This is a genomic window from Pseudomonas brassicacearum (assembly GCF_000585995.1).
In the GTDB taxonomy this organism is placed as follows: Bacteria; Pseudomonadota; Gammaproteobacteria; order Pseudomonadales; family Pseudomonadaceae; genus Aquipseudomonas; species Aquipseudomonas brassicacearum_A.
In genome coordinates this window covers 3,397,136-3,423,423 of sequence record NZ_CP007410.1, presented here as the reverse complement: position 1 = coordinate 3,423,423, position 26,288 = coordinate 3,397,136, and the positions used below count along the sequence as shown (strand labels likewise).

Annotated in this window: 18 protein-coding genes and 1 pseudogene; 8 read left to right on the top strand and 11 right to left on the bottom strand. The window is 60.9% G+C overall.

Annotated features, from left to right (window positions below; all coding sequences use genetic code 11):
* The first annotated feature begins 214 nt into the window (after window positions 1–214).
* Window positions 215–1,564 carry a hypothetical protein gene (locus CD58_RS14805; RefSeq protein WP_025213779.1) on the top strand — a complete coding sequence of 450 codons (1,350 nt, stop codon included), beginning with the start codon at window positions 215–217 and terminating at the stop codon, window positions 1,562–1,564.
* Window positions 1,565–1,606: 42 nt separating this feature from the next.
* On the opposite strand, the gene CD58_RS14800 is transcribed toward CD58_RS14805, so the two are convergent.
* Window positions 1,607–2,044, bottom strand: a complete 438-nt coding sequence (locus CD58_RS14800) for an Lrp/AsnC family transcriptional regulator (protein WP_025213778.1) — start codon at window positions 2,042–2,044, stop codon at window positions 1,607–1,609.
* Between the two features lie 133 nt (window positions 2,045–2,177).
* Between CD58_RS14800 and CD58_RS14795 the strand changes: the two genes are divergently transcribed.
* A complete protein-coding gene (locus CD58_RS14795) occupies window positions 2,178–3,071 on the top strand; it encodes a DMT family transporter (protein WP_025213777.1) in 894 nt (297 codons plus the stop codon).
* Window positions 3,072–3,089: 18 nt separating this feature from the next.
* Here the strand turns inward: CD58_RS14795 and CD58_RS14790 are convergent, their stop codons facing one another.
* From CD58_RS14790 to CD58_RS14770, 5 genes are all read right to left on the bottom strand, one after another.
* On the bottom strand, window positions 3,090–4,715 hold the full coding sequence (locus tag CD58_RS14790) for an NADP-dependent glyceraldehyde-3-phosphate dehydrogenase (protein ID WP_025213776.1): 1,626 nt from the start codon (window positions 4,713–4,715) through the stop codon (window positions 3,090–3,092).
* Between the two features lie 178 nt (window positions 4,716–4,893).
* Window positions 4,894–5,808: an autotransporter outer membrane beta-barrel domain-containing protein gene (locus tag CD58_RS14785; RefSeq protein WP_025213775.1), complete on the bottom strand. Its 915-nt coding sequence runs from the start codon at window positions 5,806–5,808 to the stop codon at window positions 4,894–4,896.
* Between the two features lie 292 nt (window positions 5,809–6,100).
* Window positions 6,101–8,524, bottom strand: a complete 2,424-nt coding sequence (locus CD58_RS14780) for an autotransporter outer membrane beta-barrel domain-containing protein (protein WP_025213774.1) — start codon at window positions 8,522–8,524, stop codon at window positions 6,101–6,103.
* A gap of 179 nt (window positions 8,525–8,703) precedes the next feature.
* Window positions 8,704–9,504, bottom strand: coding sequence for an endonuclease/exonuclease/phosphatase family protein (locus CD58_RS14775; protein ID WP_025213773.1), 801 nt, complete (start codon window positions 9,502–9,504; stop codon window positions 8,704–8,706).
* A gap of 210 nt (window positions 9,505–9,714) precedes the next feature.
* On the bottom strand, window positions 9,715–11,202 hold the full coding sequence (locus CD58_RS14770) for an aldehyde dehydrogenase family protein (RefSeq protein WP_025213772.1): 1,488 nt from the start codon (window positions 11,200–11,202) through the stop codon (window positions 9,715–9,717).
* 208 nt (window positions 11,203–11,410) lie between these two features.
* Between CD58_RS14770 and CD58_RS31665 the strand changes: the two genes are divergently transcribed.
* Window positions 11,411–12,382: a methyl-accepting chemotaxis protein gene (locus CD58_RS31665; RefSeq protein ID WP_025213771.1), complete on the top strand. Its 972-nt coding sequence runs from the start codon at window positions 11,411–11,413 to the stop codon at window positions 12,380–12,382.
* Window positions 12,383–12,421: 39 nt separating this feature from the next.
* Here the strand turns inward: CD58_RS31665 and CD58_RS14760 are convergent, their stop codons facing one another.
* The gene (locus CD58_RS14760; RefSeq protein ID WP_025213770.1) at window positions 12,422–13,750 is read right to left on the bottom strand and encodes a hypothetical protein; all 1,329 of its coding nucleotides are present in this window, start codon (window positions 13,748–13,750) and stop codon (window positions 12,422–12,424) included.
* 291 nt (window positions 13,751–14,041) lie between these two features.
* Between CD58_RS14760 and CD58_RS14755 the strand changes: the two genes are divergently transcribed.
* The 3 genes from CD58_RS14755 to feaR all read left to right on the top strand — a co-directional run bounded on the left by CD58_RS14755 (window position 14,042) and on the right by feaR (window position 17,192).
* Complete coding sequence (locus CD58_RS14755) at window positions 14,042–15,541, top strand: APC family permease (RefSeq protein WP_025213769.1); 1,500 nt, start codon at window positions 14,042–14,044, stop codon at window positions 15,539–15,541.
* Window positions 15,486–16,106: a DUF3156 family protein gene (locus CD58_RS14750; RefSeq protein ID WP_049866953.1), complete on the top strand. Its 621-nt coding sequence runs from the start codon at window positions 15,486–15,488 to the stop codon at window positions 16,104–16,106. The genes CD58_RS14755 and CD58_RS14750 overlap by 56 nt, the downstream gene beginning before the upstream one ends.
* A 123-nt stretch (window positions 16,107–16,229) precedes the next feature.
* On the top strand, window positions 16,230–17,192 hold the full coding sequence (gene feaR / locus CD58_RS14745) for a transcriptional regulator FeaR (protein WP_025213767.1): 963 nt from the start codon (window positions 16,230–16,232) through the stop codon (window positions 17,190–17,192).
* 120 nt (window positions 17,193–17,312) lie between these two features.
* Here feaR and CD58_RS14740 read toward each other — a convergent pair whose 3' ends face one another.
* From CD58_RS14740 to CD58_RS14725, 4 genes are all read right to left on the bottom strand, one after another.
* A complete protein-coding gene (locus tag CD58_RS14740) occupies window positions 17,313–18,734 on the bottom strand; it encodes an efflux transporter outer membrane subunit (RefSeq protein ID WP_025213766.1) in 1,422 nt (473 codons plus the stop codon).
* Window positions 18,731–21,910 (bottom strand): efflux RND transporter permease subunit, encoded by a 3,180-nt coding sequence (locus tag CD58_RS14735; RefSeq protein WP_025213765.1) that lies wholly within the window; start codon window positions 21,908–21,910, stop codon window positions 18,731–18,733. Before CD58_RS14735 ends, CD58_RS14740 begins: the two co-directional genes overlap by 4 nt.
* 15 nt (window positions 21,911–21,925) lie before the next feature.
* The gene (gene mexE / locus CD58_RS14730; RefSeq protein WP_025213764.1) at window positions 21,926–23,179 is read right to left on the bottom strand and encodes a multidrug efflux RND transporter periplasmic adaptor subunit MexE; all 1,254 of its coding nucleotides are present in this window, start codon (window positions 23,177–23,179) and stop codon (window positions 21,926–21,928) included.
* A gap of 199 nt (window positions 23,180–23,378) precedes the next feature.
* Window positions 23,379–24,143, bottom strand: a complete 765-nt coding sequence (locus CD58_RS14725; protein ID WP_025213763.1) for a substrate-binding periplasmic protein — start codon at window positions 24,141–24,143, stop codon at window positions 23,379–23,381.
* Window positions 24,144–24,565: 422 nt separating this feature from the next.
* On the opposite strand from CD58_RS14725, the pseudogene CD58_RS14720 reads away from it, so the two are divergent.
* Together CD58_RS14720 and CD58_RS14715 are read left to right on the top strand one after the other, a co-directional pair.
* A pseudogene (locus tag CD58_RS14720) lies at window positions 24,566–25,476 on the top strand (GNAT family N-acetyltransferase).
* 148 nt (window positions 25,477–25,624) lie between these two features.
* A complete protein-coding gene (locus CD58_RS14715) occupies window positions 25,625–26,245 on the top strand; it encodes a TetR/AcrR family transcriptional regulator (RefSeq protein WP_025213762.1) in 621 nt (206 codons plus the stop codon).
* Window positions 26,246–26,288: the final 43 nt, after the last annotated feature.

The following is a 26,288-nucleotide window of genomic DNA, read 5'->3' as shown; positions in this document are numbered from 1 at the left end:
ATCTCGCCACAACCTCCGGATACCGTTCGCATTTGGCTATCAAGCCTTGTCTGGTCGTGCCCGATTCTCGGGCCCAAGGAGGTGGGGCACCTCACTGAACGTGGACCGTGAGCAGGCACGGGCATGGTGCCCAAGCCTGATAACAGAAGGAGACCCTGCGCATCGGTCAGCAATCCGATGGGACGGCAGGCGTTCTCCCTATAAGGAGATATCGATGAATCACCCCCAAGGAAAAATCGCTGCACTGCTGGCCCTGACAGGCGTGTTGTCCATGGCTGGCGCCCAGGCCGGAACCTTCCCTGATTTCGGCTTCGCACCCCCCAAGAGTGCCTACCCCAACGCACTGTTCCGGCTCAGCCAGGATTACCCCACCGTGCCACCGGGGCCTGCTTCAATGCCGGCGTTCTTCAAGCATCTGCCCACGACGTTCAGCAATGACTTCGAAACCTGGCGCTCCTACATGAACGAGGTAAAGGCCTATTGCCTGGAAGGCAACACGGAAATCGGCTGGGAGGTACAGAAAAACAAGGTGCGCCAGTGGTATCACATGCCATGGCAACACTACGGCCCTAACGGCCGTGAAGGTATTCGAGGGCTCACCAAGGAGGCTCCGATCAAGCCAAAGCAATTGGCGAGTACTCAAATAGGTAGTGGGCAAACTTATGCAGTGGGCATCTATAACGACATAGGCGCCTACACCATTGGTCAGGTCTGGAAAGACCCACAGAATCCTGATCCGAGCTACACCTCGCAACCTAAGAGCTTTTCCAACGGTACGGTGGTCTGCAAAGCGCTGTTTGCCGATATAGACGTCACCACGGTGCCATCCCTGGTCAATCCATTGCTCTGGAATGCCTACACCACCACGACGTTCACCTCGACAGACCGTAAGGTGACCCAAGTCGCGCTGATCCAGATGGACATCGCTGTGCGTGATACCCGCGTGAAGGACACCGGCTGGCTCTTCGGGACGTTTCAGTACAACGGTGCGGTGACCGGTAAAGCAAACTGGAACAATCTGGTGCCGGTGGGGATTATGTGGGGGAACGATCCGAAAGAGATTGGCGACGCATTCACCAACCCGACGCCGACTGAAACCAAGATCAACCCGGCGCTGAAGCAGACCGCAATCAACGCGAACGCCAAAGAGCTGCCACCGACCCACCTGGGGTGGAACGGGCGCCTCAACGGCCCAGTGGACAACCCCAAGGCTTCGTGCCTGAGTTGCCATATGACCGCTGAGTACCAGCAACTGGCGCCGATGAACCCGACCTTCCAGGCCAATCCGCCGCCGGTGGGCAGCGACGACTGGATGAAATGGTTCCAGAATATCCCGGCCGGACAGCCCTTTACCCCCGGTACCCGAAGCACGGACTACAGCCTGCAATTGTCGGGGGCCCTGGCCAACTTCTATGACTGGAAATGCAACCACAGCGGAGTCTATGCGGACGGCAAGAATGCCTGCGACAAAATTCAGCCTCTTAACCTGATGAAAGCAAGCAACGCACCTGAACAAGAGGTGTTCAAAGTGCAACGCAGTCCTGAATTGGAAGACCTGGAGTAGCGTGCCCGCCGGCCTCGGGCAAAAGCCGAGGCCGGATCCCACTCACGCCATTGGTGGCAATCGCCGCTTGACCGGCGTCTTCTTGACGATCGCGGTGTTGGTCTCGGCCAAGACATTGAGCTTGTCCAACAGCGTGTCCAGCTGTTCCATCGAGCGCACATGCAAGCGGGCGATAAAGCAGTCTTCGCCCGTCACTTTGTCGCATTCGGTGAATTCAGCGATGGCCTGGATCTGCCGTTCCACTTCCTGCAACTGCCCCGGCAGCGGGCGGATCCGCACGATGGCCTGGAGTTGATAGCCGAAGCACTTCGGGTCCACCTCAACGGTGTAGCCCCTGAGCACGCCACGCTCTTCGAGTCGGCGCAGGCGCTCGGCGACACTGGGTGAGGACAGGCCGCTCAGGTTGGCCAGGGCCTTGAGGGAGCGCCGGGAGTCTTCCATCAGGGCGCTGATGAGGATCTGGTCGATATCGTCAGTCATTTCAGCTCCGTTAGGCGAATGCGTGAAGTTGCCTTGATAAAAAAGGTCGAATCGCAGTTTAGCCTTTTTCAAACCATGGAGAAGCCCCCCGCAGGCTCGGCATACTGTGCCCACTTGCTGAAGGAGCCTGAAGATGGACAAGACTTTACGCCGCGGTTCGCTCGAAATGACGGCCGCCATGCTGATTTCCGGAACCATAGGTTGGTTCGTGCTGGTCTCGGGCCAGCCAGTGCTGGATGTGGTGTTTTGGCGTTGCGTATTGGGTGCCGCCACCTTGCTGCTGATTTGCGCCGGGTTCGGGTTCTTGCGTCGGGACATTCTGACGCGCACTACTTTCCTGTTGGCGGTGCTCAGCGGGGTGGCGATCGTTGGCAACTGGGTCTTGCTGTTTGCCTCTTACTCCCGCGCTTCGATCGCCATCGGTACGGCGGTGTACAACGTTCAACCGTTCATGTTGGTGGGACTGGCGGCGCTGTTCCTGGGGGAAAAGATTACCGCGCAAAAACTGTTCTGGCTGGCGGTGTCGTTTCTCGGGATGCTGGCAATCGTCAGTGCCCACGGCGAGCAAGGGCAGGGTGGCGAAGACTATCTGGTGGGCATCGCCTTGGCGCTGGGCGCGGCGTTGCTGTATGCCATCGCCGCGTTGATCATCAAGCGCTTGACCGGCACGCCGCCACATTTGATCGCACTGATCCAGGTCAGTACCGGCATCCTGCTGCTGGCGCCCTGGGCAAATTTCTCGGCGTTGCCGCAACAGGCCGAGGCCTGGGCCAGCTTGCTGACCCTGGGCGTGGTGCACACTGGCGTGATGTACGTGTTGTTGTACAGCGCGATTCAACGATTGCCGACGGCGATCACCGGCGCGCTGTCGTTCATTTACCCGATTGCGGCGATCTTCGTCGACTGGTTCGCCTTCGGCCATCGCCTCGAGCCGCTGCAATGGCTGGGCGTGGCGGCGATCCTGCTGGCGGCTGCCGGAATGCAACAGGGCTGGGGCGTCAAGGTGCGCCGCCCAGCCCTGCCGTAACGCACCGCTCGGCGCGGCTCAGAAGATGTAGTCGGTGGTCAGGAAGTTCGAGTCTCGCTCACGGATGATGTCGCTGATCAGCGCCTTGTTGTTTTCCTGGAATTTGGTCGCCACCAACGTGCGGATCGAGAACGTGCGCAGCGCATCGTGAACGGACAACGTGCCCTCGGCGGAGTTTTTTCGGCCGTTGAATGGGAAGGTGTCCGGGCCACGCTGGCACTGGGCGTTGATGTTGATGCGCCCGACCTGGTTGGCGAAGGTGTCCACCAGCTTGCCGATTTCGGCCGGGTTGGTGCCAAAAATGCTGAGTTGCTGGCCGAAGTCGGACTCGAGGACATAATCGACCACGGTATTGAGGTCGCGGTACGGCACGATGGGGACGACCGGACCGAACTGTTCTTCGTGGTAGACCCGCATCGCGGTGTTCACCGGATAGAGCACGGCCGGGTAGAAGAACGAGCTGCGCGATTCGCCACCGTGGGCATTCATCACCGCGGCGCCTTTGGCGGTCGCATCGGCCACCAGCGAGTGCAGGTAATCGACCTTGCTCGCTTCGGGCAACGGCGTCAGCGCCACGCCGTCTTCCCACGGCATGCCGGGTTTCAGGGTGGCGAGTCTGGCGTTGAATTTCTCGATGAATGCCGGTGCCACGTCTTCATGGACAAACAGGATTTTCAATGCCGTGCAGCGCTGGCCGTTGAATGACAGCGAGCCGGTCAACGCCTCGCTGACGGCATTGTCCAGGTCGACTTCCCGCAACACCAACCCGGGATTCTTCGCGTCCAACCCCAGGGCGGCACGCAAGCGGTGCGGGCGCGGGTGGAGCTTCTTCAGGTCACTGGCGGCCTTGTTGGTGCCGATGAAGGCGAAGATGTCGACCTTGCCGCTGGCCATCAACGCACTGACGGTTTCCCGGCCGCTGCCGTAGATCACATTGATCACGCCTGCCGGGAAGCTGTCGCGAAAGGCTTCCAGCAGTGGACGGACCAGCAGTACACCGAGTTTGGCCGGCTTGAACACCACGGTGTTGCCCATGATCAAGGCGGGAATCAGCGTGGTGAAGGTTTCGTTCAGCGGATAGTTGTAAGGCCCCATGCACAAGGCCACGCCCAGTGGCACGCGACGGATCTGGCCGAGGGTGTCTTGCTCCAGTTCGAAACGGCTGGAGCGACGGTCCAGTTCCTTGAGGGCATTGATGGTGTCAACGATGTAATCGCAGGTGCGGTCGAATTCCTTCTGGGAGTCCTTGAGGTTCTTGCCGATTTCCCACATCAGCAACTTGACCACCTCCTCGCGTTGCTCACGCATGCGCGCCAGGAAGGTTTCCACATGACGGATACGTTCTGCGACGCGCATCGTTGGCCATTGGCCCTGGCCGCGGTCATAAGCCCGGACGGCCGCATCCAGGGCGGTGAGGGCGGTCTCGGCATCCAGCAGCGGCGTACTGCCGAGAATCACCTGGTCATCACCTAGCTCGCCGGTCAGGTAGACCGGGCTGCGTACAACGGCCAGTGGCCCTTGCCAGGTTTGCAGGACGCCATCGACCAGGTATTCGCGCTGCTCGATCTGTCCATCGAGGCGGTAAGCGTCCGGGATGTCGGCGGCACTGGGGAACAGGTTGGCGAGAAAAGGGGTTGTGGTCATGTCGTTACTCCATCAATGAGATGAGCCATGGGCTTGCAAGCATAAAGCGCTTTTAGCGTTATACGCCTTAATGGAGTTTTTTTTTAAGCAGGTGTGGGCACGCGCAATACCGTTCATTTAAGGACGCAGATAATCCCGTGGCGAGGGAGAAAGCCCCTCGCCACGGGTCTTAGTATTTTTACCAGCGCATCCGCACGCCCATGCTGGTAATGATGCCATTGAGGTCATTGTCGTCGACATCACTGCTGTAGTCGGCACTGACATACAGGCTCACCACCGGCGTGACCCGGGCCACCAGGCCCAGGCCGACCTCGACGGTGGAAGATTTTCGGCTGCTGCTGATCTTGTCGACCTTGTCCAGGGTCAAGGTGTCGGTGCTCTGGACCGTGTGCCACAGATTGGTACGCACGTAGGGTTCCACACCCAGGCCGTTGACCTGGTAGCTCCCTTTGAGTCGTGCGCCAACGCGGCCGCTCCAGCTGCTCAGTTCATTGCCGGTGCCGCTGTCGGCGTTCGGTGAGTCGAGGGTGACGCGCTGGTTGATCAATTGCGCCTGGGGTTCGACCACCCAGTGGGTGCTGATACCGATAGGAAAGCCACCTTCGACCGACAGCGTCACGGCGTTGCCTTCGGTTGCCTGGCGCTGGCCTTGTTCAGTACGGCTGTAGCCATTGACCCGGCCGCCGCTGGCACTCAGGTCGACATGCCAGCCCGCAGGCCCGGTCAGGCTCCAGTAGGCACCCAGGCTACGGCCTTGCAGGTTCAACGCGTCTTTTCCCGGTTCGACCAGGGCGGGTGTGACCAGCATGCCGCCGGCCGTGGAGAGGACTTGGTTGTGCCCACTGACCAGGCCCATGCGCTGGGTGTGCCCGCTGTCGTTGCGCAGCGTGAACAGGGCGGGGCTCTTGTTCGATGGGGCGTCGTTGCCGATGAAGGCGCCGTTCAGGCTGTCGGAGGGGGTTCGACCATACCAGGGCTGTGCTGTTTCCTCGGCAGGCCAGGCCTGCACCTCCATGGACGAAAGCAACAGCAGCGATGTCGAGACGCTGCAGAAGGTGGTGGTGATCTCTTGTGGGTGGAAGGAGGTTTTCATGGAGGCCTGCCTTGCAATCGCATGGGTTTCTCGCTTTTGGCGTCTCTCCTACCCCGAATGAGGGGCGACCGAATGGATTGAGGCAAGCCTCTGGCGGCCCGATCTAGCGGGTTCCAGAGGCCTGCCCCTGACTGTATTTCCGGGGGTAGTACGGTGTAGTCAAGAAGACTGGCACCGCTGCGTCAAGAAACTGAACGATGAATGGCAAGATGAAATCAGCCATCATAAATGGCTGATTTTTTGGCGTTATCCGGTTGTCGGTTTCGACGTAAAAACCGCTGGATAACACTCCCTACCAGGTGACCCGCACGCCCAGATTGCCGGCCACGCTGCGTTGCTGACTGCTGTCGAAGTTCTTGCTGTAGTCCGCGCCCGCGTAGACGCTGACCGTGGGCGCCAGGCTGACGATGACACCGACACCCAAATCACCTGTGGAGGCACGCTGTTGGGTTTCGATCCTTTGGGTATTGTCGAACGTCACCGTGTCGGTGCCGGAAAAGGTGTGCCAGAGGTTGGCGCGCAGGTACGGTTCCACCGGCGTCCCGCTGACCTGATAGCGACCCTTGAGGCGGGCACCGAGGCGGCCGGTCCAGGCGCTGTCGGAATCAAATTCGACCCTGGAGATCCCATCGTCCTGGGTATCCAGGGAAACCTTCTGATGGATGATCTGGACCTGGGGTTCGAGGACCCAGTCAGCGGCGACGGCAAACGGATAACCGGCCTCTGTAGAAAGGGTCAAGGCATGCCCACGATTATCGATTTTGACCCCGCGTTCGGAGCGGTTGTCGCCGTCCAGCCGTGTGCCCATGACCACCGCGTCGACGTAGGCGCCGGTGGGGTCGGTGAGGGTCCAGTACAGCCCGTAACTGTCGCCGTCGAGTTCGATCTTGCCGGCGCGTCGGCCTTCGAAGCCCAGGTTGAAGCCATCGACGTTGCCGTTCAATTCGGTATGGCCGACGAAGAAGCCGATGCGCTGGATCTGCCCCCCGGAAAGGGTTGAACCGTACAAGTCGTTGCCCACCTGAAAGCCTTTGATGGACCCGTCGAACCGCGGGGTCACGGTGCCGGCCCACGTCTGATCCAAGTCCTTGCCGTAGACCCGGCCCCAACCCGCGCCGAACGCTCCGGTTTCCGTAAGCAAGCGCTGGTCACCCTGTCGGTCATGGAAGGTGCCCAGGGCCATCAGGGTCAGTTGCGCCGCCGCCGGAGGCAATACCGACCAGGTCGGTACTTCCGGACGATACAAGGGAATAGGCGCCGCGCCGGGCACCGGGACCGGCAAGGGCGGCAACGTTGGGTCGGGGGGCGCTACTGGGCCTGCGACCACGGTGGAACGCAGGTACCAGCTGTTTTCATTGCCGCTCTCACCGCCCTTGAACAAACGGTAATCGAATGCGCCGGCCGAGACGGCTTGCGCCAGTGAAAACGCACCGCTGTCGCTGACCGCGCCGCCCTGGGCCTGGACCACCTCGATGCCGTTTTGGGTGGTCAACGCCCCCGCGCCGCCCAGGTTCGTGACGGCGATGGCGGTGCTGCCCGTGAGTGTTCCGCCATTGACCACCAGCCGGTCGCTGGGGGAGTCGTCTGCGCCGAGTGCCGTTTGCAGGCGCAACTGGCCGTTGGTACCGACATAGTTGCCTTGCACGGTGAGGGTGTCGTTGGTGCGGGTGTTGTCACGGGCGAGGTCAATGATCCCACTGTTGTCGAGCGTGACCGATTGGCCGGCAATGAAGGGATTGATGCTGCCCTGGGTCGACGTCAGCACGCTGCTGTTATCGATGGCCAGCACGCCCGTGGCAGTGGCGCTGTCGCCCAGGACCAGGGTGTCAGTCAGGTCCAGGCGTGAGCCTTGCGTGAGCTTGACGGTCTCCCAGTTGACGTACCGGGACCCCGTGCCTGTGGTGCTGGCCGCGAAGGTCAAGGTGTCCTGGCCTAATCCGCCATCCAGGCTAGGGGTCGTGGCGAGCAGCGTTTCATCGAGGTTGCTCAGGAGCGCTGTATCGCTGCCGTCACCCATCAAGACGGCCGAGTGAATGAGGCCGCCGCTCCACTGGAACTGGTCATCACCGGCACTGGCACGGACCTCGCCAAGGATCTCGCCACCGCTGACGGTAACCCTGTCGTTGCCGCCGCTGACACTGACATTGCCGCCGATGCGTCCGGCGGAGAGGATGATGGTGTCCTGGCCGAAACCAGTCACCAGGTTGCCGATGATGTTGCCGCCGGACATATCGAAAACGTTGTCATCGAGTTTCATGTCGACCCGGCCGATAGTGCCGCCCGTCATTCTGGCGATGTCGCCGTCTTCGAATGCATCGACGATGGTGCCACCGGTCATCAGGAACTCATCAAGGCCGTCGCCTTGGGCCAGGGACAGGATCCTGCCGCCATTCATGACGAAAGAGTCGGCTTCCGCGCCTTGCTCGACATCACCGTCAATCACGCCGTTGGCATTGATCACGATGGTGTCGACGCCGATGCCGAACGTGACGTCGCCGGAGATGACGCCGCTGCCGTTGGCGGGCATGGTCAGGCTGTTGTCACCTGAAAGGTCCGTCAGCCCGGGGCTAGTGCCGCTGTCGCAGACGTAGGTGTCATTGCCCGCAGTTGGCGCCAGCGTGCAAGCCGCCATGGCGGATGGGGCGGGTAACAGGAAGGGGGCCGAAACCCATAGGGCCTTGAACAGTCGATTGAATCCGTGCTCGCGCAAGCTCATGTGCTATCCCTCTGCATCGGCATCCCAGGAATGCCGGTTTCAGCATCGGTTGCACGACAGATGGCACACAGGGCCTGGCAACGCTCGCTGTATGGATCGCACCGTAACAACGAATAATAACCGTCGCTACTGTCAGAACTTACAGGTAGTGCAGTGCTTTTGAAGCGAAAAACCAGGGATCACAAATGCACTTCCACCGAAAGCGGCAGGTGATCGCTCAGGTGGGTCCAGGGTTTGCTGCCAAGGATTTGCGGGGCGTGGCTGGTGGCGTTGCGCAGGTAAATGCGGTCCAGGCGCAGCAGGGGGAAACGGGCCGGATAGGTCCGGGCAGGGCGGCCGTGATGGTATTCGAAGGCTTCGTGCAGGTATTGGCGGCGGGCCAGGGTGAGATTGCCCCGCAACTGCCAATCATTGAAATCCCCGGCGATGATCACCGGGGCGTCGTCGGGCAGCGAGTCGAGCAGTTGGCAGAGCAGTTTGAGCTGTAGTTGGCGATGGCTTTCCAGCAGACTCAAATGGACGCAGATCCCATGGACTTCGGCGTGGCCCGGCACGTCCAGCACGCAATGCAGTAGCCCGCGTCGCTCGGGACCGGTGATGGAAACGTCGAGGTTGCGGTACTGGCGGATCGGGTATTTGGACAGCAATGCGTTGCCATGATGGCCGTCGGGGTAAACCGCGTTGCGGCCGTAGGCGAAGTCACTCCACATGCTATCGGCGAGAAATTCGTACTGCGACGTCTGCGGCCAGTTGTGGTAGCGCGACGCGTGGCGGTCGTGTTCGCCCAGCACTTCTTGCAGAAACACCAGGTCGGCGCCGGTACTGCGCACCGCTTCACGCAATTCGGGCAAGATGAAACGACGGTTGAGGGCGGTGAAACCCTTATGAGTGTTGACCGTCAGAACCCGCAGCCGGTGGACCGCCGCAGGCGTGTCCAATGGCACTGATTCGACGGCCCGCCAATCGGGATCGTGAGTCACGGTTACTCCTGAATCAGACGTACCTGTTCATGCGACTGACGGGAGGCTTTGGCAGTTCCGGATTTTTTCGGGTTTGCGTTCAAACGCATCGCAAGCTGATCCACCGCTATCGCGAGCAAGCTCGCTCCCACAAAAAAGGCTGTGGCGAATGCTGAATTCATGAGCACCCGCGAATCCATTTTGGGCGCGAGCCTGCTCGCGAAGGCGGCGTCAGTAACGAATCATCACCGATTTCAGTTCGGTGTAGTCGTCGATAAACGCGCTGCCAAATTCCCGGCCTATCCCTGAAGACTTGCTGCCGCCAAAGGGCACGGCCGGATCGAGCAGGGTGTGCATGTTCACCCAGACGGTGCCAGCTTCGATGGCGGGCACCATGCGCAGGGCTTTGCCCAGGTCGTTGGTCCAAAGGCTGGCGCTCAGGCCGTACGGGGTGTCGTTCATCAGATCCAGCAACTCGTCCTCCGTGTCGTAAGGCAAGAACGTGGCAATCGGGCCGAAGGTTTCTTCGTTGAGCAGGGTGTCGTCGCGGCGGTTGGCAAGGATGATGGTCGGTTCGACGTAACAGCCCGGGCCCTCGATCAGTTTGCCGCCATGGACGATGGTGTTGTTTTGCGCCCGGGCCTTGGCGAAGAATTCCTCGAGTTTCTGTTGATGCTGGCGGTGGGTGACCGGGCCGAATTCTGTGCGTTCGTCCAGCGGCGAGCCGATGTGGAGCTTGGCCAGGCGCTGGGCCAGTTTGTCCACGATCGGTTCAAGTTGCGAGCGATGGACAAAGAACCGCTCGGCTGCCGCGCAGATTTGCCCCGAGTGCAGGAAACCAGCTTCGATAATGCCGTTGACCGCCACGTCCGGATCCACATCCCGCAGGAACCCCGCGGCGTTCTTGCCGCCAAGCTCCAAGGTGGCACGGGTCAAGCCGGCGCCCATGGCACCCTGGCCGACGGCAATACCGGTAGCCACCGAGCCGGTGAACGACACCTTGTTGGTGCCCGGGTGCTCGATCAAGCCTTTGCCCACCTGGCCGCCACCGGTCACCACGTTCAGGGCGCCCGCCGGCAGCCCGGCCTCCATGGCCAGTTCAGCGATGCGCAGGAGGGTCAGTGGGGTGAACTCGCTGGGTTTGATGATGATGCTGCAGCCGGTCACCAGTGCTGACGCGAGTTTCCAGATGGCGATCATGGTGGAAAAATTCCACGGCACAATGCCAACCACCACCCCGACCGGTTCGCGCAAGGTGAACGCGGTGTAGCGTTCACCGGCGAAGGAGGGCAGCGACGGGGTGATCGTCTCGCCGCCGATCTTAGTGGCCCAACCGGCGTAATAACGCAGGAAGTGCGCGGCTTGGTCGACCTCAAAGGCGCGGGAGATATGAATGATTTTCCCCGACTGGCAGGTTTCGATCTGCGCCAGCTCTTCGCGGTTCTGCTCCAACAGGTCCGCCAACTTGAGCAACACATGCCCCCGGACCGCCGGCGCCGCTTGGGACCATTGCTTGAAGCCGCGCCGGGCCGACTCCACCGCTGCATCGACATCACTGGAAGAAGCGTCGCTGACCTGGGCGATAACCTGGCCGGTGGCGGGGTTGACGACGTCCAGGGTCTGGCCGCTTTGGCTTTCGAGATAGCCGCCATCGATGAACAGCGCGTGGTGTCGGCTGAGAAAGGCTTCGACCTGAGGCAGCAGGGCAATATCGCTCATGAGGGTTTCCTGATCGCGGACAAGGGAAAGCCCGAGGTTAAGCCCCGGGACGTGAGATCGCTTGACTGTGCCTGCCGCACGGTATGTCTGTGACTGCCAAGGCTGGGGCTGGCAGCCAGGGGCAAAAGCCATTGCAGCCAGGTGCAAGCCAGCGTGGCCGGTTTGCGGTCAGATCAGCGTTTCGACTTGATGGGCAAAGGGGCGGACGATGTTTCTCCAGACCAACAAACAGAAGCAGGCTTTGATCGAGCAAGTTCAGGGGGTGCTGGCCGGTGCGACCGACGACGCGCCCATGCTGGAGGCTTATCCGCCACTGCGGCTGTGTCTGGAGCAGCATGCCCGGCAGATGAGCCGTGCCAGCGAGCAGCTTCACCAGGCCGAAGAACGGCTGAGTGAGCAAACGCTTCGATGGCAGCAGAGTGAGCAGGCGCTGGAGGCCGTTCGCCAGCAACTGGAACATGCCCAGGTGCGCGAGCAGGCGCTTGAAATCCGGCTGAGCGAACATAGCCAACAGTTGCAGCAACAACGCCAGGAAGCGCAGATCTGGGAGCTGCTGCAATCGACCCTGACCGAAGGCTGCTGGGACATCACGGTGGTCAACGGTGACCTCCAGCACCCAGCCAGCGGCATGCGTTTTTCCAGCCAGTTTCGCGCTTTGCTGGGCTACGGGGCAGACGAATTGCCTGACGGTTGGGATGCGCAAGTCGGCATTACCCACCCGGACGACCTACCGAAGATCATGGCGATTTTCGACCGGGAAATCCTGGCCGCCCAAGGCAGCGGCGAATACGTCTTCGAATACCGGATGCGTCACAAGACGCGGGATTACATCTGGTGTCGCGAACGTGGTCGTGCAGTCCGAGATGCTCAAGGTCGCCTGGTTCGTGTCATCGGCGCGGTGCGCGATATTGGCGACGAACGTTCGGCCCAGTCCACCCACCAGCGCATGCTCGCGCAGAACCAAGTGACCTACGCCCAGATTGCCACGGTGGTGGGGGTGATCAAGGGCATCGCCGACCAGACCAATCTGTTGGCACTGAATGCGGCGATTGAAGCGGCCAGGGCCGGCGAGGTCGGGCGCGGATTCTCCGTGGTCGCCGACGAAGTGCGCAAGTTGGCGGAAAGTACCCGCCAGGCGACGCATCAGATCCAGACCATGTTGCATCAGCACAAGCAATAAACCGCGCGGGAGCTGCCGTCGGGGCAGCTCCCGTCATCCTTAGAACGGCACCGCCACCACCAGTTGGCTGTAGACGTTGGTGCCATTGCCGCCCACCTGGTTACCACCGTTGCTGTCATCTTTTTCCGGTTTGTACAGGCCCAGCAGCGGCGTGACGATCAGGTGCTCGTTCACCGCCCACTCCACGTACAGGTCCATTTCGCGTCCATCGAGATTCAATGCTTCGCGCGTGTGCAGGGTCTTGTAGTCGAAGAACAGCGCGCCGATGGTCACTGTTTCCGCTGGTTTGAGTTTCAGCCCTACGTGCTGGATCACGGTATTGCTGTTGAACGGTCCGGAATAGTTGCCGGTCACTTCGCCCTGGAACCAGGTGCCGTAGCCACGACTGACACCGTTGAACATCGAGTCCCAGTTTTTCGAATAACGGCTGTAGCGATAGGTCAGGTCCGGTGTCCAGGGCAAGTCGGCGAAGGTGTAGCCGGCTTCGGTGTACCAGGCTTTCTCCGGGCCGGCATCTTTGTCTTGCCAGGCATATTCGAAGGCGAAGTGGGCGTTTTCGATGCCCGCGTTCCCGGCGCCGCGCAGGCTATAGATGTTCATGCCTTCACGCTGCTTCTGGAAGTCGCTGGCGTAGTGCTCATCGACGTCGATGCCATGGATGTAAGTCAACCCCAGGGTGCCAGGCGCGGCGGTGTATTCCAGGGTGCCGGCGGCCATTTCGGTGTTGGCCTGGGCACGGTTGTCCGACTTGATCCACATCAGGCTGCCGTGGGTACCTTCCTTGCCGCCAAGGCGCAGCACGGCGGTCTTGTCGAAGGCATGGCGGGCGGCCAGGTAGTAAGCCCCACCGCGATTGAACTCGCCATCGGCGACGCCTTTGCCCAGGTTCAGGCCGTCGTCGTTGATGATGAAGCCATCGCCGAGGGTGATCACCTGGCGGCCGTAGGACAGATCAACGCCGTCCTTGCCCAATACCGGGAACAGATCTCCCGAGCGCCAGCCGGCGAAGGCTTCGTCGAACTTTGTGGTGCGTTCGGAGCCATCGCTCAGGCCCGCCGCATCGCCTTCGCCCCAGGTCCCGGAGCTGACCAGGTTGGCCGTCCCGTAAACACTGCCCAGGCCGGCGAGTGTCTGGTCGATACTCAGGCCATACTTGATGAAACCTTCGCGCCAGCTCGAACCGCCGGTGGTGCCGTCATAGTTCTTGCGGCTGTTGAACATCCCGTAGACCGCGAGGAAGTTACCCGTGACGGTGGTGTCTTCGTCGGCGTAAAGCTCATAAGCCTGGGCCGACGAATCGGCGACCAGCAGGGCGATGCCCAGGCCGATGGCGTTGCGTAGCAACGGTGTATGGCGTGTGTGCTCCATGGTGATTTCCCCGTGTGATAGGACAGCAGAGCGCGCATTAAGGGGAGCAGCACCAGGGGAAGTCTTTCACCTGCCTGCCATGGAATTGATCCAGCCCGCCAGGACACGAAGGCTGGCAGGCAGCAACAAAACCGGCGGCAGACATGGGCAAGACGCCCAGGGCGAGTGCGGCGCACAGTAATCCTGCACGCGACGCCGTTTCGATCAGGGACTGGCTGGGGAGGGTTTGAACACCAGCTCCTGAACGGCTGTGGCATCCATACTAAAAATCCGCTTTCGAGGATCAGCACGATGTCGATCAATGACCGGCTCACCGAGCACTTGAACCGAGGTACGGTGGGCTTCCCCACCGCGTTGGCCAGCACCATTGGCCTGATCATGGCGAGCCCGGTGATCCTCACCGCCACCATGGGTTTTGGCATTGGCGGCAGTGCCTTTGCCGTGGCGATGCTGATCGCCGTGGTGATGATGCTGGCCCAGGCGACCACGTTCGCCGAGGCCGCGTCGATCCTGCCCACCACGGGCTCGGTCTATGACTACATCAACTGTGGCATGGGCCGTTTCTTCGCCATCACCGGCACGTTGTCGGCTTACTTGATTGTCCACGTCTTTGCCGGCACCGCCGAGACCATCCTGGCCGGGGTCATGGCCTTGGTGAATTTCGAGCACCTCAATACCTTGGCCGAATCGGCGGGCGGTTCCTGGTTACTGGGCGTGGGGTTCGTGGTGGTATTTGGCGTGCTCAACGGGTTCGGCGTCAGCGCCTTTGGCCGGGCCGAGATCATCCTGACCTTCGGCATGTGGACGACCCTGATGGTGTTCGGCGTGCTGGGATTGATTGCGGCACCGGCGGTGGAGCTGGAGGGCTGGTTCGGGGCGTCCGTGGTCGGCACCGACCTGGTCACCGTGTTGTCGCTGGTGGGCATGGCGATGTTCATGTTCGTTGGTTGTGAATTCGTCACGCCGCTGGCACCGGACCTGCGCCGTTCGGCCAGGACGATGCCCCGGGCCATGATGCTGGGTCTGTTCAGCGTCGCCACCTGCATGTTCATCTACGGCGCGGCGATGAAGCGCCAGGTGGAAAACGTGCTGTTGGATGCCACCAGCGGCGTGCATTTGCTGGACACGCCCATGGCGATTCCGCGCTTCGCCGAGCAAGTCATGGGAGATGTCGGTCCGATGTGGCTGGGGATCGGCTTTCTGTTTGCCGGGGCGGCGACCATCAATACCCTGATGGCTGGCGTGCCGCGGATTCTGTACGGCATGGCGGTGGACGGCGCATTGCCCAAGGTGTTCACCTACCTGCACCCGCGCTTCAAGACGCCGCTGCTGTGCATCCTGGTGGCGATGCTCATTCCTTGCCTGCATGCGCTGTGGCTGGGGGGCAACACCGACAACATCATGCACCTGGTGCTGGCGGCGGTGTGCGCCTGGAGTTTTGCCTACCTGCTGGTGACCGTGTCGGTGGTGAGCCTGCGGATTCGTCGTCCGGATCTGCCCCGGGCCTATCGCTCGCCGTTTTTCCCGTTGCCACAGATCCTGTCCAGCGTTGGCATCGTCATAGGCATGTGGTTCATCACCCCGCCCGGCATGAACCCGGCGGACATCTACATTCCTTTCGCAGTAATGCTCGGTGGCACTGCGGTATATGCCTTGTTCTGGACCCTGGTGGTGCAGAAGGTCAATCCATTCAAGCCGGCGTCGGTGGAAGACGTGCTGGCCAAGGAGTTTTCCCATGAGCCAGGACAACTTGCCAGCGAGTTTGTCGACCGTGCTGCAAAAACTGTCTGAACTGTTCAGTACCCAGCGTGCCCCGGCCGGTTATCGGCCTGGGGTGACCCTGGAGCTTTTGCGGCGCAACCTCGGGCTGGCGCGATTCGAGATGTCGGGACCGGCGACGGCGACTGTCGTCACCGACGATGGCAGCCTGCAACTGGAGATTGTCGAACGCACCGAATCGCAGTTGCTGATGCACCTGGTGATGACCGAGTTCGTGCTGCGGGTGCCTGCGTCGAGAGAGGGCACGGCACGTTTGGAGGTGCACCACAGCGGGGCTGTGCGGCGCAATGGCATACGTTGTCGGCAGCGGGAGGGGGACGCTGAGCTGTCGACCCGCCTGAAGGCGGCGATAGAGACCGATTCGGTGCTGTATCAAGCCCTCATGCCGCTGGACTTCAAGCGCCTGCGCATCGATCTGCAAGGGCGACAGTGGTGTGTGCGCCTGGAGCACATGGGGGGCAGTGAAGTGGTGAACCGCATGCCGGCCTTTCGTCGTTACATTCCTCTGGGCCGCGAGCAGCGCAGTGCCTTGCTGGCGGCCTTGAGCGGTTTGCAGCGGGTATTAGCAAGCTTTTGATTTTTTGACGCTGCTCTGGCATCGATCCTGCTACTGCTTTGGCGATCAGGTACTTGTTGCGTGCATATAGATAACATGTTAACTATTGCCCAACAAAAACAATAAGCCATTGTGGAGAGACCCATGAGCATGCAACAGGTTGGGCAAGATGGGCTGGAGACCTGGAACCGGGATCTGCGCGCCACTTGCGGTCACTTCGATACGGAACTGGCCTTTAATCGCGCGCTGTTTATCGGCCAGGTGTCCAACTTCTCCCGCGGCGGTCTTGCCCTAGCCAGCCTGCGCACCAATGCCGGTGCCATCAAGCGACACTCGCCCAATCCGGATCACGACGACGACCAGGATTGCCTCCTGGTCAGCCAGCGCAGCGGCTTTTCCCGGATCACCCAGAACGGCCTGAGCATTCAACTGGCCCCCGGGGAGCTGTTGTTGATGGATTCGGTGGGCTCTCTTGAAATCACCCCGTTCGGGTTGATTGAGCACGCCGTCCTGTCTCTGTCTCGCCGTGACGTGTCCAGGCAACTGGGCGGGGAAACCAAGACCTTTGGCAAGATATCCTCGAGCAAGGCCTGCGGGCGGATGCTGCATGTGTTGATGGATCAACTGTGCAAGGACACCCCGGACGGCGAAGGTGCGGCGGGAGAGGGCGAGGCTTTGCAGAGTGCCTTCGTTTCGCTGTTGGGCTCGGCCCTGGAACAGGACACCGATGCCCGTGACGATGGCACGGCGTTGCAAGGCAGTCAGTTACGCAGCTATGTGCAGAAAGTCATCGATGAATCCCTGACCCAGCCCGGCCTGAGCCCGGTGGGCCTGGCCAATCGCCTGAACATTTCGGTGCGGCACCTGTACCGTTTGTTCGAAGAGCAGGATGACAGCGTCTGCCGCTACATCCAGCGGGCGCGGCTCAAGCGCAGCGCCGACGACCTGACCAATCCGTTCCTGCGGGAAGAGTCCATTACCTCGATCGCCTACAAGTGGGGCTTCACCGATTCGGCCCACTTCAGCCGTTCGTTCAAAAAGCAGTTCGAGCTCTCGCCCAAGGATTTTCGCTCCAGCCATTTGCAGCAGGGGCAGGGCGCGGCTTGAGAGAGGGCACATCGAGCCCTGGATAGGCTGAACAAAAAAAAGCCCCGCTTCCAAATGAGAAGCGGGGCAAAATTTTGGCTGGTTGCGGCCAACCAAAGGAGCTCGGTTGAGCAGGGCGGGTCAGTTGCTGGCGACGGTTTCCGGTTTCCAGCCGCCGCCCAAGGCTTTGTAGATCGAGACGATGCCGCGATACAGATCCACTTCGGCCTGGGCCTGGGTGTCTTCGGCTGCCAGGCGTTCACGCTGGGCGTCGAGCAACACGAGGAAATCCACGGTGCCTTCGCGGTAGCGAATCTCAGCCAGGTCAGCGGCGGCACGGCTCGATTCGCTCTGGCGGATCAGTGAAATCAGGCGTTGTTGGCGCTTGCCGTAATCACTGAAGGCGTTTTCCGACTCTTCCAGGGCCAGCAGCACTTGCTGTTCGTAGGTCGCCAGGGCGCCATCCGCCTCGGCGCCGGCACCGCGCAGGCGAGCCCGCACGCTGCCCAGGTCGAAGGCGGCCCAGGTAATGCTCGGACCCAGCGCCCAGGCGTTGGCCGCCGAAGAGCCGATCTGCGAACCGCGTCCAGCCGTGAAGCCGAGGAAACCGCTGAGGCTGACCCGTGGGAACAGGTCGGCCTTGGCCACACCGATGCGCGCCGTGGCCGCAGCCAATTGGCGTTCGGCACTGAGAATGTCCGGGCGCCGTTGCAGCAGTTCACCCGGATCGCCGATGGGCAGGGCCTTGGCGATGGCTGGCAGCTGTTTGGGGCTCAAGTCCACGTCCAGTTTGTCCGGGCGCTCACCCAGCAGTGTGGCGATGCGATTGCGTTGGCGCACCTGTTCGGCCTGCAACTGCGGCACGCTGGCTTCCACTGAGGCCAGGCGTGCATCGGCGCGAACCACGTCGAGCTGATCGCCGACGCCGGCATCGCGCAGGCTTTCGGTGATCTTGCGCGAGTCCTGCTGGTTCTTCAGGTTCGCCAGGGCGATTTTTTCCCGCAGTTGCGCGCCGCGCAGTTGACCATAGGCATCCACCAGCTCGGCGATCATTGTCACCTGCAACTGATAGAGGTCAGCTTCGACGGCCTGCTGATCGGCATCGGTGGCTTCCAGGTTGCGCCGGATACGCCCGAACAGATCCAGTTCCCAGGCCATGTCCAGGCCCAGGTCGTAGCGCTCGGTATTGACCCGGTCGGTGGTCTGCCCTGGAATCTGGCCTTTGCCCAAGTCACTGCTGGCGCGGCTGGTGATAGTGGGCATGACATCATTGCTGGCGTCATCGCGAATCGCCCGGGCGGCCCGCAGACGAGCGAAGGCCACGCGCAACTCGCGGTTGCCTTCCAGGGATCGGGTCACCAACGCATTGAGGGTCGGGTCTTCGAATTGCTGCCACCAGATGCCTTCGAAACGGGCCCGGTCGAAATTTTTCTGGCCGGTGGCGCCGTCGGTGGCGGTGGTGATATTCGCCGCCTCCGTTTGCGGTGCCTTGTAGTCCGGGCCTACGGCGCAGGCGCTTAACGCCAGGACCAGCAAGCTCGGCACGAACGCTTTCAAACTCATTGTTGCGCCTCCAGTTTCAAAGCCCGGGCCGCCTTGCGGGCCTCGCTGCGCTCGACGAAGTTGCGGATCAGTACATAGAACACTGGGGTGAGCAGCAGGCCGAAGAAGGTCACGCCGAGCATCCCGGAGAACACCGCCACACCCATGGCATGGCGCATTTCGGCACCGGCACCGCTGGAGAACACCAGGGGCACCACGCCCATGATGAAGGCGAAGGAGGTCATCAGGATCGGCCGCAGACGCAAGCGGCAGGCTTCCAGCACCGCAGCCAGCGGGTTCATGCCCTCAAGCTGTTTATCCTTGGCGAACTCAACGATCAGAATCGCGTTCTTGCAGGCAAGTCCCACCAGTACGATCAAGCCGATCTGGGTAAAGATGTTGTTGTCGCCACCGGAGAGAATCACCCCGGTAATGGCCGACAACAGGGTCATCGGTACGATCAGGATCACCGCCAGCGGCAGGCTCCAGCTTTCGTACTGTGCCGCGAGCACCAGGAACGCCAGCAGTACGCAGAGCGGGAACACGAACAGCGCAGTGTTGCCCGAAAGAATCTGCTGGTACGTCAGGTCGGTCCACTCGTAGGTCATGCCGTTGGGCAGTTCTTCCTTGAGCAGTTTCTCGATGGCTTTTTCCGCCTGGCCCGAGCTGTAGCCCGGCGCGGCGGCACCGTTGATTTCAGCGGTGATGAAGCCGTTGTAGTGCATCACACGGTCTGGCCCCGAGGTGTTGCTGACCTTGATGAAGGTCGCCAGCGGGATCATCTCGCCACGGTTGTTGCGCACCTTGAGCTGGCCGATCTGGTCCGACTCGAGGCGGAACTGTTGCTCGGCCTGGACGTTGACCTGATAGGTGCGGCCAAAGCGGTTGAAGTCGTTGGCATACAGCGAACCCAGGTAGATCTGCAGGGTGTCGAAGATGTCGCTGACGGCCACGCCATGGGTCTTGGCTTTTTCACGGTCGATGGCGGCATCGACCTGGGGCACATTCACGGTGTAGCTGGTGAACAACCCGGCCAGTTCCGGCACGCTGCGGCTCTTGGTGATGATGTTCATGGTTTCTTTGTACAGCTCGTCGTAGCCCAGGTTGCCCCGGTCTTCGATTTGCAGGCGGAAACCACCGATGGTGCCCAGGCCCTGTACCGGCGGCGGTGGGAAGATCGCCATGTAGGCTTCCTGGATTTCCGAGTACTTGCCGTTCAAGGCTCCGGCGATGGCGCCGGCCGACATGCTCGGGTCCTTGCGCTCATCGAAAGGCTTGAGGGTCACGAACACGATGCCGGCGTTCGGGCTGTTGGTGAAGCCGTTGATCGACAGGCCGGGGAAGGCCACCGCGCTTTGCACGCCCGGTTGCTTGAGGGCCAGGTCGGACATGCGCTTGATCACGTCTTCGGTGCGGTCCAGGCTCGCGGCATCCGGCAGTTGGGCGAAGGCCACCAGGTATTGCTTGTCCTGGCCGGGCACGAAACCGGTCGGGGTGTTGGAGAACCCGAAGAAGGTCAGCACCATCAAGCCTGCGTAGAGCAACAGGGCGATGCCGCTGCTGCGGATCACGCGGCCGACGGTGCCTACATAGCCGTGGCTGGCGCGGTCGAAGAAGCGGTTGAATGGACGGAACAGCCAGCCACCGAACACCTTGTCCAGAAACCGCGAGAAACGGTCCTTGGGCGCATCGTGGCTCTTGAGCAACACGGCGGCCAGGGCGGGCGACAGGGTCAGGGAGTTGATCGCCGAGATCACCGTGGAAATGGCGATGGTCAGGGCGAACTGCTTATAGAACTGCCCGGTCAAGCCACTGATGAACGCCGCCGGAATAAACACCGCGCACAGCACCAGGGCCGTGGCGATGATCGGGCCGGTCACCTCGCCCATGGCCCGTTTAGTGGCTTCCACCGGGGTGAGTCCCAGGCCGATGTTACGCTCGACGTTCTCCACCACCACGATGGCGTCGTCCACCACGATACCGATGGCCAGTACCAGGCCGAATAGCGAAAGGGCGTTCAGTGAGAAACCGAACAGGTGCATCACGGCAAACGTACCGATCAGCGATACCGGCACAGCCACCAACGGAATGATCGAGGCGCGCCAGGTTTGCAGGAACAGGATCACCACCAGCACCACGAGAATCAGTGCTTCGAACAGGGTGTGGACCACCGCTTCGATGGAGCCACGGACGAAGATCGTCGGGTCATAGACAATGCTGTAGTCCATCCCTGCCGGGAAGCCTTTCTTCAGTTCGTCCATCTTGGCGCGAACGTCGTTGGAGATCTGGATGGCGTTGGAGCCTGGGCGCTGGAAGATCGGGATCGCCACCGCTGGCTGGTTGTCGAGCAACGAGCGCAGGGCATATTGGCTGGAACCCAGCTCGACCCGGGCGATGTCCTTCAGGCGAGTGATCTCGCCGTCGGCACCGGAGCGAATGATGATGTTCTCGAACTCTTCCTCATTCACCAGGCGGCCCTGGGTGTTGATCGACAGCTGGAACGCCTGGGCATTCGGCGCTGGCGGCGCACCCAGGGCACCGGCAGCCACCTGACGGTTCTGTTCACGGATGGCCGTGACCACATCGGTGGCGGTCAGGTTGCGCGAAGCGGTCTTGTTCGGATCCAGCCAGACCCGCAGGGAATAATCGCCCATGCCGAACAACTGCACATCCCCCACGCCGCCCAGGCGCGCCAGCTCATCCTTGATGTTGAGCAGGGCGTAGTTGGACAGGTAAAGCATGTCGTAGCGTTGGTCCGGTGAGGTCAAGTGCACGACCATGGTCAGGTCGGGCGATGCCTTGTCCACCGTGATGCCGATCCGGGTCACTTCTTCCGGCAGCTTGGGCTCGGTCCGGGTGACGCGGTTCTGCACCTGCACCTGGGCGTTGTCCAGGTCGGTACCCAGGGCAAAGGTGATGGTCAGGGTGATCTTGCCGTCAGCGGTGGACTGCGAGGACATGTACAGCATGTTCTCGACGCCGGTGATGGCTTGCTCCAGTGGAGCGGCCACGGTTTCGCCGATGACCTTGGGGTTGGCGCCGGGGAAGTTGGCGCGCACGACCACAGTCGGTGGCACGACTTCCGGGTATTCGCTGATCGGTAGCTGGAACAGCGAGATGGCGCCGGCGATCAGGATCAACAGCGAAAGCACCGCTGCGAAGATCGGCCGCGAAATGAAGAACTGGGAAAATTTCATCTTGGATTCAGTCCCTTAACCGCGTGGGGTCGCAGCGGCCAGTTTGCCTGCCGATCCAGACGCAGCCTTGGACGGCGCGACTTGGGGCAGGTTGCTGGCTTCGAGCGCTTTACGTTGTTGTGCCAGGGCGGCGAGGGTTTCGTCGCTGGCCATCGGAATGATTTCAGGCGTCACCGGCGAACCTGGACGAGCCCGTTGCAGCCCCTTGACGATGATAGTGTCGTCCTTGCTCAAGCCGTTGCGCACGATGCGCAGGCCTTCGATCTTCGGCCCCAGCTCGACGGCGCGATACGCAGGCTTGTTCTCGGCGTCCATCACCAGCACGAACTTCTTGCCCAGGTCGGTGCCCACGGCTTCGTCGTTGATCAGCACGGCGGAATAAGTGCCGCTGCCCACCAGCTTCAGTCGGGCATACAGGCCTGGGGTGTAGGTGCCGTCTTTGTTGTCGAACACAGCGCGACCGCGGATGGTGCCGGTCTGCGGGTTGACCTGGTTGTCGACGAAGTTCATCTGGCCCTGGTGCGGGTTGCCGTCCTCGTTGGACAGGCCCATGTAGACCGGCGTGGCTTGGCCGCGCTGACCCTGGCGGGCGAGTTGGGTGTATTTGAGGAAGACGCGCTCGTCGGCGTCGAAGTAGGCGTAGACCTTGTCGGTGGACACTACGCTGGTCAGCGCCGTGACGTCGGCGGTCACCAGGTTGCCGGCGGTGATGTCCGCCCGGCTGACGCGACCGCTGATGGGCGAGGTGACGCGGGTGAAACTCAGGTTCAGCTTGGCCAGGTCCAATTGCGCCTGGATGGCCGCAGCGGCGGCGCGGGCTTCCTGGGCGGCGCTGGTGCGCGAGTCTGCCAGCTCGGCGGAAATGGCGTTGCTCAAGCGCAGGCGTTCGCCGCGCTGGGCCTCGTTTTCGCTGCGGGTGGCGGTGGCGCGGGCCTGGGCCAGTTGGGCTTCAAGACGACGTACTTCAGCCTGGAAGGGGCGTGGGTCGATCTGGAACAGCAGGTCGCCTTTCTTGACCAGCGCGCCTTCGGTGAAGGCCACTTCATCGATCTGTCCGGAAACCCGCGGGCGAATCTCGACGGTTTCCGGTGCTTCGAGGCGTCCGGTGAATTCATCCCATTCGTTGACGGGTTGCTCCAACACCTTGGCCACACTGACTTTGGCCGGCGGCATGGAAGCTGCCGTGTCGGGAGTCTTGCCGCAGGCGCTCATCACCAGCACCGACAGCAGTGCGAGGGGAAAGCGCAGTTTTGAAAGTGAATGTTCCATGGATAGCATCCGCCAATGTATTGAGAATGGGCGGATGATGCGTGGCGAGACGCAGAGGAACGAATCGAATGAAACAAAGGTAACTATCATTCGGAATGATATAAGCCATCGACAGCCCCTCTAGTGCGGGGCTTTCGTTAGGCTGCTATCAATCTAATTGATGGCCGCTGGATGACAGGAACTGTCCTTGAATGGCGTCCTAGTCCGGCAAATAGACGTCATGGATACGCTTAAGTTCGCCCTCCGCGCGAAGGGTGTCAACGGCCTCGCGCAAGTCCTGAACCATTTTTGGGGAACATTGCTTGGAACAGGCCAGGTAGAGATCCGCACTGCTTTTGACCGAGCTCATGAGCAGTTTGCGCTTGGACACCTTCGGCCAGATATAGCGACTCTCCGGGACGCCGTTGAACCAGGCATCGATGCGTCCCATCAAGAGCATCTGGGCGGGGTTGTCGCCGATGGCCAGCGGATAGATCTGGTCGTCCCTGAACCCTTCGGTGCGCAGGATCTCCTCCTGTGCACTGCCCAGGCCGACGCCGATCTTGCGGTAGGTTTCTTTCGCTTGGGCGAAGCTGTTCACCCGCTTGTCGAGGCTGAAAAAGGCGCGCTCCATGGGCATGACCATGGCAATCCAGGTAAAACGATCTTCACGCCCAGGTATGCGCGACAGGGGCGCGATCAAGTGGTCATGTTCTTCGCTGACGTGTTTCTGTGACCGGGCCCAGGGGAGCACATGGATTTTCACGGTGTACCCGGCCTTCGCCATGGCAGCCACGGCGACATCGCCAACGATACCGTGCCCCCTGGGGTCGTCGACAAACGTCAGCGGGGGCGCGTCCAGGATGTGCAATTCAATCGTTGGGGCTTCGCCCCACGCGTTATGGGCAACCACCAGCGGTAACAACAGACAAAGCCTGGGAAGCGCTTTGGTACGGGCATTCAAAACGCGTGTGATCGGGCTCATGATCGATACTTCAGGCATTGAAAAGGGGTGCGCCATTCTACGTGTGCTCGGCGTCTGGAAACATCGTCCGGCAGGCCATGGTGTTCGAACCACAAGCAGGTTCGCCACCGTGTTTTTATTGGAACACGTCAACGTTGTCGCCCTGGCCTTTATTGCGTGTTCTTGAAGGTATAGATCATCCCGTCGACAAAAACCTTGAGGCTTGGAATTTGATGCCGTTTGGATAGAGACGGGACGGGCCACGTTCATGAATTGATGCCAGTGGTCAATGCGTTTCAAATACCTGGAATTAGGCCAGGAAGGGCTCGATTGACTTGCTTTTAGTTGTGCACTACAACTAAATGCTTGTTTCGTTCGAGGGGTTTACCGTGAGCCAGTCCCAACAAGATCTGATTGAAAAAATCCGTTCAGCTTCCCGTCTCATGGTGCGAGAGCTTGGGTTCATGCACGCTACGCTGGCTGCGACGGGCTATCCGCCGTCGTCCGTGCATACCATCGTCGAGATCGGGAATCGCCAGGCGCTGACGGCGGTCGAGCTTGTTGAGCTGCTTGGCCTGGAAAAATCCAGCGTAAGCCGAATGGTTCGCAAGCTGGTCGAGGCCGGTGAAATTGAAGAAGTTGCCCATGAGGAGGATGCGCGCTTCAAGACGCTGCGGCTCTCGGCACAGGGCAAGAAGACCCTGCGAGCCATTGATTCATTCGCCACGAGACAGGTCGGTGCGGCCCTGGCTCACTTAACTCGCGAACAATGGCGAACGGTGAGTGAGGGCATTGCCAGCTATGCCGCCGCGCTCCAGGCCTTCCGACTCGATACGGGGCAGCCGTCTGCGGCCGAGCTGGGTATCGCTCGCGGTTACCGTCCTGGCATCATCGGCCGAATTGTGCAAATGCATGCAGACTACTACTCAAGATACTTCAGCTTTGGCCAGCCATTCGAAAGCCTGGTTGCGGCCGATATGGCTAACCTGATGGGGCGTTTGCACAACCCACGCAATGAGGTTTGGGTGGCGTTGGATGACCAGCGCATTGTTGGGTCGATTGCTATCGATGGTGAAGGAGAGGGCGGCGAAGCCACTTTGCGCTTTTTTATTCTGGATGACTGCGCACGAGGTAAAGGCGCAGGCAAACGCTTGCTGGCTGAAGCCATGAAGTTCTGTGATGAATGGGGTTTTTGCGCAACGCGGCTCTGGACGTTCCAGGGCCTTGAGGCTGCTCGGCAACTGTATGAAGACTTTGGTTTCATGCTGGAGCGCGAGCAGGAGGGGCAACAATGGGGGAGCGGGTCATGGAGCAGTGTTTTGTGCGGCCCGGGCCTACCATCGCGCACAATTGAGCCAAGATCCAGCACATCGGGGTAAATCTGAAGTGCGTTTTTTGTTCCTTCGGTGTCCCGAATATATTTCTTATAGGGTTGGTTTGTGACTGAGTTGCAGTATAGTCACAAGTTGTCAACCCTCTTCAGGATGCGTAAGCTGCCCCCCATGAACCAGCCATCCATTCCTACGCCCAGCACCCGTGGCCCAGCCGATCACGAGATCCGAGACCAGATCGTCGCGGCGGCCAACGAGCATTTCAGTCAATACGGCTACGCCAAGACCACGGTGTCCGACCTGGCCAAGGCCATCGGGTTTTCCAAGGCCTACATCTACAAGTTCTTCGACTCCAAGCAGGCGATCGGTGAAGCCATCTGTACCCAGTGCCTGGGGAAAATCGTTGCAGCTGTAGAGCAGGCCATCAACGAAGACGGCCTCTCACCGACGGAGCGTTTTCGACGCTTGGTCAAAACCCTGGTGACGACCGGCGTGGACCTGTTCTTCAATGACCGCAAGCTCTATGACATTGCCGCGTTCTCTGCCTCGGAGCACTGGCCCAGCGCGCGGGGCTATGACGCACGGATCAAAGGCTTCGTGTTGCAAATCGTGCGTGAGGGGCGAGAGCTCGGTGAGTTCGAGCGTAAGACACCACTGGACGAGACCGTAGACGCGATACATCTGGCGCTACGGCCTTTCGTCAATCCGTTGCTGTTGCAGTACAACCTCGACTTCGTCGAAGAAGCGCCCGCGCTCACTTCCAACCTCATCTTGCGTAGCCTCATGCCTTGAGCTTCGGCTGTTGATGAGTCCTCCGCCGTTGTAAGCGATGCAT